The sequence below is a fragment of the Pectobacterium nicotianae genome (assembly GCF_023272715.1).
GTDB lineage: Bacteria > Pseudomonadota > Gammaproteobacteria > Enterobacterales > Enterobacteriaceae > Pectobacterium > Pectobacterium brasiliense.
Genome location: NZ_CP096821.1, coordinates 3,731,149 through 3,743,373, shown reverse-complemented (window position 1 = coordinate 3,743,373; position 12,225 = coordinate 3,731,149). Strand labels below are relative to the sequence as shown.

Sequence of the window (12,225 nt, the reverse complement as noted above, 5' to 3'; positions counted from 1 at the left end):
CTATTTATGCTGAGTTTTCTCTGGAATCTTGCCGCGTTTATCATCGCACTGGGTGTGCTGGTCACTGTCCATGAATTTGGACATTTCTGGGTAGCGCGCCGCTGTGGTGTGAAGGTCGAACGCTTCTCCGTCGGTTTCGGACGTGCGCTATGGCGTCGTCGCGATCGTACCGGTACAGAATTTGTGATTGCGCTGATCCCGCTTGGCGGCTACGTGAAGATGCTGGATGAGCGCGTCGACACCGTTGCGCCAGAATTTCGTCACCAATCATTTAATAGCAAAACGGTCTGGCAGCGTGCGGCTATCGTTAGCGCGGGTCCGATTGCCAATTTCCTGTTTGCCATTGTGGCGTACTGGCTGGTGTTTATTCTCGGCGTACCGGGCGTGCGTCCGGTAGTGGGTGAAATACTGCCCAACTCCATTGCGGCGCAGGCGGAAATGTCGGCGGGAACGGAACTAAAGTCCGTTGACGGTATCGAAACGCCTGATTGGGATACTGCGCGTCTGGCCCTGATCGGTAAAATCGGCGATAGCGATGTTGTGATCGGAACCGCACCTTTAGGCTCTGATCGTGTCGTTCAGAAAACGCTGGATTTACGCGAGTGGCAGTTTGAGCCTGATAAGCAAGATCCTGCCGCTTCGCTCGGGATTATTCCGCGTGGGCCGCAAATTGAGCCGGTACTGCATCAGGTGCAGGCTGGGTCGGCGGCGGAAAAAGCAGGTTTGCAAGTCGGAGATAGGATCGTTAAAGTCGACGGGCAGGCGCTAGCGCAATGGCGTGATTTTGTTATCGCCGTGCGTGACAACCCCGGACAATCTATTGCTCTGGAGGTGGAGCGCAACGGCTCAACAGTCCCGTTGACGTTAACGCCAGACAGCAAATCTGTGGGAAGTGGCAGAGTTGAAGGGCTGGCAGGCGTTATGCCAAGTGTGACGCCGCTGCCTGAAGAATACAGGACTGTGCGCCAGTATGGGCCGTTCAGTGCGATCTACCAGGCAACAGATAAAACCTGGCAACTGATGAAATTGACCGTCAGTATGTTAGGGAAACTGGTTATGGGGGATGTTAAGCTGAACAACCTGAGTGGTCCCATTTCGATTGCTCAGGGCGCAGGAATGTCAGCAGATTATGGATTGATTTATTACCTGATGTTTTTGGCCTTAATCAGCGTCAATTTGGGGATCATCAATCTGTTCCCTCTGCCGGTATTGGATGGTGGACACCTGCTCTTTCTTGCGGTTGAAAAGTTGAAGGGCAGGCCGGTTTCTGAGCGTGTGCAGGACGTTAGCTATCGCATTGGTACAGTGTTGCTGATGTTGTTAATGGGACTCGCACTTTTCAATGATTTCTCTCGTCTCTAGGCGCGGGATTAGGTTAGGAAAAACGCATAACAACGATGGCGATCAAAAAGTTGCTCATAGCGTCGCTGCTGTTTAGCAGCGCAACCGTATACGGTGCAGACGGGTTCGTAGTGAAGGACATTCATTTCGAGGGCCTGCAAAGGGTTGCCGTCGGGGCGGCATTACTCAGTATGCCAGTCCGCGTTGGTGATACCATCGGTGACGATGATATCGGTAACACCATCCGTGCCTTGTTTGCGACCGGAAATTTTGAAGATGTTCGTGTCCTGCGCGATGGCGAAACGCTGATTGTGCAGGTGAAAGAACGTCCAACCATCGCCAGCGTCACGTTTTCCGGCAATAAGTCAGTCAAAGACGACATGCTGAAAGAAAACCTGGAGGCCTCTGGCGTGCGCGTCGGTGAAGCGTTAGACCGCACTGCGCTCACCAGCATCGAAAAAGGACTGGAAGATTTCTACTACAGCGTGGGCAAGTACAGTGCGTCGGTTAAAGCCGTTGTCACACCACTCCCGCGTAACCGCGTAGACCTGAAACTGGTCTTCACGGAAGGCGTTTCCGCCAAGATCCAGCAGATTAACATTGTCGGTAACAAAGCGTTCAGCTCCGACGAATTGATCTCTCGTTTCCAACTGCGTGATGAAGTGCCGTGGTGGAACGTGGTCGGCGATCGTAAATACCAGAAACAAAAACTGTCTGGCGATCTGGAAACGTTACGGAGTTTCTATCTGGATCGCGGCTATGCGCGTTTCAACATCGATTCCACACAGGTGAGCCTGACGCCAGATAAAAAAGGCATCTACATCACCATCAATATGACGGAAGGCGAACAGTACAAGCTGTCCGGCGTAGCGGTGAAAGGCAATCTGGCTGGTCACTCTGCGGAAATCGAAGGGTTGACGAAGATTGAACCGGGTGAACTCTACAACGGGACGAAAGTGACCCGGATGGAAGAGGACATCAAGAAGCTGCTGGGTCGTTATGGCTATGCCTATCCACGTGTGGTCACACAGCCGGAAATTAATGACGCAGACAAGACGGTGAAATTAAACATCAACGTTGATGCCGGTAACCGTTTCTATGTGCGTCATATCCGCTTTGACGGTAACGACACGTCTAAAGACTCCGTTCTGCGCCGTGAAATGCGTCAGATGGAAGGTGCCTGGTTAGGCAACGATCTGGTTGAGCAGGGCAAAGAGCGTTTAAACCGTCTGGGATACTTTGAAAGCGTTGATGTAGAAACGCAGCGTGTTCCCGGCGTGGCCGATCAGGTTGATGTCACGTATAAAGTCAAAGAGCGTAATACGGGGACATTCAACTTTGGTGTCGGTTTCGGTACAGAAAGTGGCGTGAGTTTCCAGGCTGGGGTCCAGCAGGACAACTGGCTGGGAACGGGTAATTCCGTTGGTATCAGCGGGACTAAAAACGACTACCAGACGTATGTTGAGCTGTCACTGACCGACCCGTACTTTACCGTCGATGGCGTTAGCCTCGGTGGCCGCATATTCTATAACAAATTTGAGGCATCAGACGCCGATCTGTCCGACTACACTAACGTGAGTTATGGCGTTGGTAGCACCTTGGGCTTCCCGATTAACGAGAATAACTCACTGCGTGTCGGTCTGGATTATGTGCATAACGATCTGTCGGATATGAGACCGCAGGTGGCGATGTGGCGTTATCTGGATTCCGTGGGCGTTAATCCATCTGTGGTTCAGGAAGGGAATAAATCTAGCGCTGACTTCAAAGCGAACGATTTCTTCCTGAATACCGGATGGTCGTATAACAATCTGGATCGTGGCTACTTCCCGACGAAAGGCACACGTGCGTCTGCGAATGCCAAGATTGCCGTACCGGGTTCGGACAACGAATACTACAAACTGACGTTTGATTCGGCGAGCTACTACCCGTTGAGCGATAGCGGTAACTGGGTGGTTATGGGCCGTACGCGCGCAGGTTTTGCGGATGGTATCGGTAGCAAAGAAGTGCCGTTCTACGACAACTTCTATGCGGGTGGTTCCAGTACGGTACGTGGCTTCCAGTCGAATACGATTGGTCCTAAAGCGGCGTATTACCGGTGTGCTGCGGGTGCGACGTCTTATTCCAATTGTCCGATTGATTCGACCAATCTGGATGACGCCGTTGGCGGTAACGCGATGGCGGTATTGAGTGCGGAACTGATCGTGCCAACACCATTCATCAGCGATAAATATGCGAGCTCCGTACGTACGTCCTTCTTTGTGGATGGCGGTACGGTATGGGATACCAACTGGAAAAATACACCTGCAACGATTGCCGCGGGCGTGCCGGATTACAGCAAGGCGAGTAACTTCCGTGTTTCCAGCGGTATCGCGTTGCAATGGATGTCTCCGCTTGGGCCATTGGTCTTCTCCTATGCCCAGCCGGTTAAAAAGTACGATGGAGACAAGTCGGAGCAATTCCAGTTTAACATTGGCAAAACCTGGTAGTGTGACGTCAATAGGTCGTATGCAGGGAATGTCGCATCATGATTCGTTGAGACGAGCCTTTCGTTGATATGAATAGTTCATGGGTATGAATGGTCGAACATAAGACCTTCATACCATGACGCGATGCTCATAATTAAAGTGTTAAGACACAAATTAGGTTAGGTTGAGGAGTTTATAGTGAAAAAGTGGTTATGTGCCGCAGGCCTCGGTTTAGCATTGGCTGCTTCAGCCAGCGTTCAGGCTGCTGACAAAATTGCCGTTGTTAACGTTTCCAGCATTTTCCAACAGCTGCCGCAGCGTGAAACCGTTGGCAAACAGCTGGAAAACGAATTCAAAGGTCGTGCTTCTGAACTGCAATCGATGGAAAACGATTTACAGGGCAAGATGCAGAAACTGCAACGTGATGGTTCTACCATGAAAGCGAGCGAGCGCAGCAAAATGGAGAAGGACGTCATGGCGCAGCGCGAGCAGTTCTCGACTAAAGCGCAGGCTTTTGATCAAGACAACCGCCGCCGTCAGATGGAAGAACGTAACAAAATCCTGAGCCGTATTCAGGATGCGGTGAAAGCCGTTGCAACCAAAGAAGGTTATGATGTTGTGATTGACGCTAACGCTGTTGCGTATGTCGCCAATGCGAAAGACATTACTGCCGATGTGCTGAAACAGGTTAAATAATACATGTATTCAATTCGACTGGACGCGTTAGCTCAACAGTTGGATGCACAATTACACGGTGATGGCGATATCGTCATCACCGGTGTTGCTTCTATGCATTCAGCAAAAACTGGGCAAATTACGTTTCTTTCCGACAGTCGTTACCGTGAGCAACTGGCCGGGACGCAAGCGTCAGCGGTCGTGCTGACGGAAGCGGATTTACCTTACTGTCAGGTTGCGGCGCTGGTAGTGAAGAATCCCTATCTGACCTATGCGCGTATGGCGCAACTGTTGGATACGACACCGCAACCAGCAACTGATATTGCACCGAGTGCGGTTATTGCTCCAGACGCGACGCTGGGCCAGAACGTGTCCATTGGTGCAAATGCCGTTATCGAATCTGGCGCACAGCTGGGTGATGGTGTTGTCATTGGCCCTGGCTGTTTTATCGGTAAAGATGCCCGCATTGGTGCCGGTACGCGTTTATGGGCAAATGTAACGATTTATCACCGCGTTGAGCTGGGTGAGCATTGCCTGATCCAGTCGGGAACCGTGATCGGTTCTGACGGCTTTGGCTATGCTAACGATCGCGGCAACTGGGTGAAGATCCCACAGCTGGGTACAGTCAGAATTGGCGATCGGGTTGAGATCGGTGCGAGCACAACCATCGATCGTGGTGCGTTGGATGATACGGTCATTGGTAATGGTGTTATCATTGATAACCAATGTCAGATTGCGCACAACGTTGTGATTGGCGACAATACCGCGGTAGCGGGTGGCGTCATTATGGCGGGGAGCTTGAAAATTGGTCGTTATTGCATGATCGGTGGTGCCAGCGTGATTAACGGGCACATGGAGATCTGCGATAAAGTGACGGTAACGGGAATGGGGATGGTCATGCGACCAATCACTGAACCTGGGGTATACTCTTCGGGCATTCCTTTGCAACCCAACAAAGTGTGGCGCAAAACTGCAGCGCTGGTGATGAATATTGATGAGATAAGCAAACGGTTGAAAGCCGTTGAACGAAAAGTCGATAACGTTTAATCACTCGCGTTTTATTTGCGGCCTGCCTGAAGACACCTAATTTAGGGTCTGCGCAGGCCGTGTTGTTGATGGCATCAGTTTTTATGGACAGGAAGAGTATTTTGACTACTGACACTCATACTCTGCATATTGAAGAGATTTTAGAATTATTACCGCACCGTTTCCCGTTTTTGCTGGTTGATCGGGTACTGGATTTTGAAGAAGGGAAGTTTCTGCGGGCGGTGAAAAACGTCTCTTTCAACGAACCCTTCTTCCAGGGCCATTTCCCGGGCAAACCGATTTTTCCCGGCGTGCTGATTCTGGAAGCCATGGCTCAGGCCACCGGTATTCTTGCGTTTAAAAGCGTAGGTAAACTGGAACCGGGTGAGCTGTACTATTTCGCCGCTGTAGACGAAGCGCGCTTTAAGCGCCCCGTGCAGCCAGGCGATCAAATGATCCTTGAAGTTGAATTCATCAAAGAGCGTCGCGGCGTTGCGCGCTTTAAAGGTGTTGCCAAAGTTGATGGCGAAGTGGCCTGTGAAGCGTCAATGATGTGTGCTCGCCGTCGGGAGTCCTGATAACGTGATTGATCAAACCGCCTTTATTCACCCTAGTTCGATTGTTGAAGACGGTGCCATTATTGGTGCTGGCGTTCATATTGGCCCGTTCTGCTATATCGGTTCTCAGGTTGAGATCGGTGCGGGGACGGTGCTGAAATCACATGTCGTCGTCAATGGCGTCACTAAAATTGGTCGCGACAACGAAATCTATCAGTTCACGTCAATTGGTGAAGTGAATCAGGATCTCAAATATGCCGGGGAACCGACCCGCGTTGAGATTGGCGATCGTAACCGCATCCGTGAAAGCGTCACGATTCATCGTGGCACGACACAGGGCGGCGGGTTGACTAAAGTCGGTAGCGATAACCTGTTGATGATCAACACGCATATCGCACATGACTGCGTAGTGGGCAATCGTTGTATTCTGGCGAATAACGCGACGCTGGGTGGCCACGTTTCCGTCGATGATTTTGCGATTATCGGTGGGATGACGGCCGTGCACCAGTTCTGCATTATCGGTGCCCACGTCATGGTTGGCGGATGTTCCGGTGTAGCGCAAGACGTGCCGCCGTATGTGATCGCGCAGGGTAACCACGCCACGCCGTTTGGCCTGAATATTGAAGGCCTGAAGCGTCGTGGATTCGAAAAAGACACCCTGCACGCGATTCGTAACGCGTACAAGCTCCTCTACCGCAGCGGCAGAACACTGGACGAAGTGAAACCGGAAATTGAAGCGCTGGCGGCTGAACACCCGGCTGTGCAGGCGTTTACCGATTTCTTTGCCCGTTCTACTCGCGGCATCATTCGTTAATCCATGTCATCACGTCCTTTGACTATTGGGCTGGTCGCCGGAGAAACTTCCGGCGACATCCTTGGCGCAGGCCTGATCCGGGCGCTTAAAGAAAAGGTGCCTGATGCGCGGTTTGTCGGCGTTGCCGGGCCACGTATGCAGGCCGAAGGCTGTGAAGCCTGGTACGAGATGGAAGAGTTGGCTGTCATGGGCATTGTTGAGGTGCTTGGACGACTTCCCCGCCTGCTGAAAATTCGGCGAGATTTAACCCAGCGCTTTAGCGAACTTCAACCCGATGTTTTCGTGGGCATTGATGCACCTGATTTCAATATCACGCTAGAGGGCAACCTCAAAAAGCGCGGTATCAATACCATTCACTACGTCAGTCCTTCCGTATGGGCATGGCGTCAAAAACGCGTTTTCAAAATAGGTAAAGCGACCAATCTGGTGCTGGCTTTTTTGCCTTTTGAAAAAGCGTTTTACGATCGTTTCAATGTACCTTGTCGCTTTATCGGTCATACGATGGCCGATGCGATGCCGCTGCACCCCGATAAGCTGGCTGCACGTGCGACGCTGGGTATTGCACCGGATGTACCTTGTCTGGCGCTGCTGCCGGGCAGTCGCGGTGCAGAAGTTGAAATGCTTAGCGAAGATTTTCTCAATACGGCTGTGTTACTACGCCAGCATTTTACCGATCTGGAAATCGTGGTTCCGCTGGTCAACAGCAAGCGCCGTGAACAGTTCGAGCGGATAAAAAGTAGCGTGGCGCCCGATCTACGCGTACATCTGCTGGATGGGCAAGCGCGAGAAGCCATGATTGCCAGTGATGCCGCTCTGTTGGCATCGGGTACGGCAGCGCTGGAGTGCATGCTGGCTAAATGTCCGATGGTTGTAGGGTATCGCATGAAGCCCTTTACCTTCTGGCTGGCGCAGCGCCTTGTCAAAACACCGTGGGTGTCTCTGCCGAATTTGCTGGCGGGACGTGAGCTGGTGGCCGAACAGCTACAGACGGACTGTACGCCGGACAAGCTGGCCGCTGCGCTGCTGCCTCTGTTTGCCGATACAGAAAAAATGGCTGAGCTACGCGCGACGTTTGTGGATTTGCACCAGCAGATCGGCTGTAACGCCGATGAGCAAGCGGCTCAGGCGGTGCTGGAATTAGTCAAGCCGTGTTAATAAAACCATGTTAATAAGATCATGAGTGAAATATTTGTCTATCCGCAGGCGAGCTGTATCGCTGGCGTTGATGAAGTGGGCCGTGGCCCTCTGGTTGGTGCGGTCGTAACGGCTGCGGTGATTCTTGACCCGACTAGGCCAATTGTCGGGCTGGCGGACTCCAAAAAGCTGAGTGAAAAACGTCGACTGTCGCTCTATGATGAAATCAAAGAGAAGGCATTGGCGTGGAGCCTTGGCCGTGCGGAGCCGGAAGAGATTGACCAATTGAATATCCTGCATGCTACCATGCTGGCAATGCAGCGTGCGGTTGCCGGGTTGGCTGTCGTGCCTGATTTTGTTCTCATTGATGGCAATCGTTGCCCGGCTTTGCCGATGCCCGCTCAGGCGGTCGTAAAAGGGGATAGCCGCGTGGCAGAAATCAGCGCGGCCTCGATTATGGCGAAAGTGACTCGCGATCGTGAGATGGTCGAGTTGGATCAACGCTTCCCCGCTTATGGTTTTGCCCAACACAAAGGCTATCCAACGGCTTTTCATCTGGAGAAACTGGCCGCACTGGGTGCCACTGAGTTTCACCGTCGGAGCTTCGCGCCAGTCAGACGTGCATTAGGTCTGGCGTAAACATCATCATTAACTCTCGGTATGGCGTGGGCACGTAAGCGTGCCGTTGCCATGCTGACTAATCGATAAATTCTGGGATCTGGAGATGGCCGAACCACGTTTTGTTCACCTGCGTGTTCACAGTGACTATTCCATGATCGATGGGCTGGCCAAAGTCGGTCCGCTGGTAAAAAAAGCGGCGGCACTCGGCATGCCAGCGCTGGCGATTACTGATTTTACCAACCTGTGTGGGCTGGTTAAATTCTATGGCGGCGCGCATGGCGCGGGAATCAAGCCCATTATCGGCGCAGATTTCTGTGTCGAAAGCGACGAATTGGGGGATGAGCTCGCGCATCTTACCGTCCTGGCCATGAATAATGCTGGCTACCAGAATCTTACGCTGCTGATTTCCCACGCTTATCAACGAGGCTATGGCGCTGCCGGGCCGACGATTGACCGGGATTGGCTTGTTGAACATCAGGAAGGGCTGATTTTACTGTCTGGCGGCCGCCGGGGTGATGTCGGTCGATTTTTGCTGCGTGGTAACCAGACGCAGGCCGAACAATGTCTGGCCTTTTATCAGGAACACTTCCCCCAGCGTTACTATCTGGAACTGATCCGCACGTCCCGCCCCGATGAAGAAAGCTATTTGCACGCCGCCGTCGAACTGGCGACGAAGCACGGGGTGCCCGTGGTGGCAACCAATGAAGTGTGTTTTATCAGCACCGATGATTTTGACGCTCACGAAATCCGCGTGGCCATTCACGATGGCTACACGCTTGACGATCCCAAGCGTCCACGTAATTACAGCCCACAGCAGTACATGCGTTCCGAAGAAGAAATGTGCGAGCTGTTCGCGGATATCCCCGAAGCGCTGGCGAACAGCGTTGAAATTGCCAAGCGTTGTAACGTAACGATTCGTTTGGGTGAATATTTCCTGCCGCAGTTCCCAACGGGCGACATGAGTACGGAAGACTTTCTGGTTCAGTGCTCGAAAAAGGGGCTGGAGGAGCGTCTCGAATTCCTGTTCCCCGATCCGGAAGTGCGCGCTGAGCGTCGGCCTGAATATGATGAACGTCTGGATATTGAACTGGGCGTTATCAACCAGATGGGGTTCCCCGGCTACTTCCTGATCGTAATGGAATTTATTCAGTGGTCGAAGGATAACGATGTGCCTGTTGGACCGGGACGTGGTTCCGGTGCGGGTTCGTTAGTGGCCTATGCGCTGAAAATCACCGATCTTGATCCGCTGGAATTCGACCTGCTGTTCGAACGCTTCCTCAATCCTGAACGTGTTTCCATGCCTGACTTTGACGTCGATTTCTGTATGGAAAAACGCGACAAGGTCATCGATCACGTCGCGGAAATGTACGGGCGTGATGCGGTATCGCAGATTATCACCTTCGGTACGATGGCGGCGAAAGCGGTTATTCGTGACGTAGGCCGCGTGCTTGGGCACCCTTATGGGTTTGTCGATCGTATTTCAAAGCTGGTGCCGCCCGATCCGGGCATGACGCTGGAAAAAGCGTTTGCTGCTGAACCGCAACTGCCGGAAATTTATGAAGCCGATGAGGAAGTTAAGGCCCTCATCGATATGGCGCGTAAGCTCGAAGGGGTAACGCGTAACGCGGGTAAACATGCGGGTGGGGTGGTGATATCCCCCACCAAGATTACCGATTTCGCGCCGCTATATTGCGATGCGGAAGGCAACCATCCGGTTACCCAGTTCGATAAGAACGACGTGGAATATGCCGGGCTGGTGAAGTTCGACTTCCTTGGCCTGCGTACGCTGACCATCATCGACTGGGCGCTGGGAATGATTAACGCCCGTCGCGCGAAGCAAGGGCTGGAGCCGATTGATATTGCGGCGATTCCGCTCGACGATAAGAAAAGCTTCGACATGCTGCAACGCTCGGAAACCACAGCGGTATTCCAGCTTGAATCGCGCGGCATGAAAGACCTGATCAAACGCCTTAAGCCTGACTGCTTTGAAGATATGATCGCACTGGTGGCGTTGTTCCGTCCCGGCCCGTTGCAATCCGGCATGGTAGATAACTTCATCGACCGTAAGCATGGCCGTGAAGCGATCTCGTATCCTGATATCGAATGGCAGCACGAGTCACTTAAGCCTGTGCTGGAGCCGACCTACGGCATTATCCTGTATCAGGAACAGGTCATGCAGATTGCGCAGGTTCTGGCGGGCTATACGCTGGGCGGTGCGGATATGCTGCGTCGTGCGATGGGGAAAAAGAACCCGGTCGAAATGGCGAAGCAGCGTGGTGGCTTCGAAGATGGTGCCAAATCTCGCGGCGTAAACGGCGAACTGGCGGTTAAGATTTTCGACCTGGTGGAAAAATTCGCCGGTTATGGCTTTAATAAATCTCACTCCGCGGCCTATGCGCTGGTGTCTTACCAAACGCTATGGCTGAAGGCGCACTATCCGGCAGAATTCATGGCGGCCGTAATGACGGCCGATATGGACAACACGGATAAAGTGGTCGGTCTGGTTGACGAATGTTGGCGGATGGGGTTAAAAATCCTGCCTCCCGACATCAACAGCGGACTGTATCACTTCCACGTTAACGACGATGGCGAGATTGTTTACGGCATCGGTGCGATTAAAGGCGTGGGTGAAGGCCCGATTGAGGCGATTATCGAAGCGCGTAATCAGGGCGGCTATTTTAGAGAGCTGTTTGATCTTTGCGCGCGTACCGATATTAAAAAGCTGAACCGCCGCGTGCTGGAAAAGCTGATTATGTCTGGGGCGTTTGACCGTCTGGGGCCGCATCGTGCCGCGTTGATGAATTCATTGCCTGATGCGCTGAAGGCTGCCGATCAGCATGCGAAAGCGGAAGCGATTGGTCAGGTGGATATGTTCGGCGTGCTGGCCGATGCGCCTGAACAGGTTGAGCAATCCTACAGCACGGTGCCGCCGTGGCCGGAGCAGGTGGTGCTGGATGGTGAACGGGAAACGCTGGGGCTGTACCTGACCGGCCACCCGATCACGCAATATATTAAGGAAATTGAACGCTATGCCGGTGGCGTGCGTTTGAAAGATATGCACCCGACGGATCGGGGTAAAATGACCACTGCCGTTGGGCTGGTGTTGGCGGCCCGCGTCATGGTCACCAAGCGGGGTAACCGTATTGGTGTCTGTACATTGGACGATCGTTCCGGTCGACTTGAGATAATGCTGTTTACCGATGCATTGGAAAAATATCAGCATTTACTTGAGAAAGACCGTATCCTTATCGCCAGTGGACAGGTCAGCTTTGATGACTTCAGCGGCGGGCTTAAAATGACCGTCCGAGAGTTAATGGATATCAGTGAAGCGCGGGAAAAATACGCGCGCGGGCTTGCTATCTCGCTGACTGACAGGCAAATTGATGACCAGCTATTAAACCGTCTCCGCCAATCGTTGGAACCCCACCGATCGGGGACGATCCCAGTGCATCTCTATTACCAGCGTGAAGATGCGCGCGCCCGACTACGTTTCGGCGCAGCATGGCGTGTAACGCCTGCCGATGCACTACTGAACGAGCTGCGCACATTAGTGGGTAATGAGCAGGTGGAACTGGAATTTGACTAATATAGG

Annotated in this window: 9 protein-coding genes; all 9 read left to right on the top strand. The window is 52.7% G+C overall.

The window, feature by feature from the left end:
* Positions 1-6: 6 nt before the first annotated feature.
* A complete protein-coding gene (gene rseP / locus MYB54_RS16690; RefSeq protein WP_010284833.1) occupies positions 7-1,362 on the top strand; it encodes a sigma E protease regulator RseP in 1,356 nt (451 codons plus the stop codon).
* Positions 1,363-1,397: 35 nt separating this feature from the next.
* Complete coding sequence (gene bamA / locus MYB54_RS16685; protein WP_014914451.1) at positions 1,398-3,827, top strand: outer membrane protein assembly factor BamA; 2,430 nt, start codon at positions 1,398-1,400, stop codon at positions 3,825-3,827.
* A gap of 177 nt (positions 3,828-4,004) precedes the next feature.
* Positions 4,005-4,502 carry a molecular chaperone Skp gene (skp, locus tag MYB54_RS16680; protein ID WP_014914452.1) on the top strand — a complete coding sequence of 166 codons (498 nt, stop codon included), beginning with the start codon at positions 4,005-4,007 and terminating at the stop codon, positions 4,500-4,502.
* Between the two features lie 3 nt (positions 4,503-4,505).
* On the top strand, positions 4,506-5,528 hold the full coding sequence (gene lpxD / locus MYB54_RS16675) for a UDP-3-O-(3-hydroxymyristoyl)glucosamine N-acyltransferase (protein WP_014914453.1): 1,023 nt from the start codon (positions 4,506-4,508) through the stop codon (positions 5,526-5,528).
* Between the two features lie 101 nt (positions 5,529-5,629).
* The gene (gene fabZ / locus MYB54_RS16670) at positions 5,630-6,085 is read left to right on the top strand and encodes a 3-hydroxyacyl-ACP dehydratase FabZ (protein WP_010284842.1); all 456 of its coding nucleotides are present in this window, start codon (positions 5,630-5,632) and stop codon (positions 6,083-6,085) included.
* A 4-nt stretch (positions 6,086-6,089) separates the two neighbouring features.
* A complete protein-coding gene (lpxA, locus tag MYB54_RS16665; protein WP_010284845.1) occupies positions 6,090-6,878 on the top strand; it encodes an acyl-ACP--UDP-N-acetylglucosamine O-acyltransferase in 789 nt (262 codons plus the stop codon).
* A 3-nt stretch (positions 6,879-6,881) separates the two neighbouring features.
* Positions 6,882-8,033 (top strand): lipid-A-disaccharide synthase, encoded by a 1,152-nt coding sequence (lpxB, locus tag MYB54_RS16660; RefSeq protein ID WP_248721076.1) that lies wholly within the window; start codon positions 6,882-6,884, stop codon positions 8,031-8,033.
* A gap of 21 nt (positions 8,034-8,054) precedes the next feature.
* Positions 8,055-8,651 carry a ribonuclease HII gene (rnhB, locus tag MYB54_RS16655; protein WP_010284848.1) on the top strand — a complete coding sequence of 199 codons (597 nt, stop codon included), beginning with the start codon at positions 8,055-8,057 and terminating at the stop codon, positions 8,649-8,651.
* Between the two features lie 85 nt (positions 8,652-8,736).
* Complete coding sequence (dnaE, locus tag MYB54_RS16650) at positions 8,737-12,219, top strand: DNA polymerase III subunit alpha (RefSeq protein WP_039467040.1); 3,483 nt, start codon at positions 8,737-8,739, stop codon at positions 12,217-12,219.
* The last annotated feature ends 6 nt before the right edge of the window (positions 12,220-12,225 follow it).

Coding starts and splice junctions, on each gene's coding strand:
- rseP (WP_010284833.1), top strand. CDS start 7: ATGCTGAGTTTTCTCTGGAATCTTGCCGCGTTTATCATCGCACTGGGT.
- bamA (WP_014914451.1), top strand. CDS start 1,398: ATGGCGATCAAAAAGTTGCTCATAGCGTCGCTGCTGTTTAGCAGCGCA.
- lpxD (WP_014914453.1), top strand. CDS start 4,506: ATGTATTCAATTCGACTGGACGCGTTAGCTCAACAGTTGGATGCACAA.
- lpxB (WP_248721076.1), top strand. CDS start 6,882: ATGTCATCACGTCCTTTGACTATTGGGCTGGTCGCCGGAGAAACTTCC.
- rnhB (WP_010284848.1), top strand. CDS start 8,055: ATGAGTGAAATATTTGTCTATCCGCAGGCGAGCTGTATCGCTGGCGTT.
- dnaE (WP_039467040.1), top strand. CDS start 8,737: ATGGCCGAACCACGTTTTGTTCACCTGCGTGTTCACAGTGACTATTCC.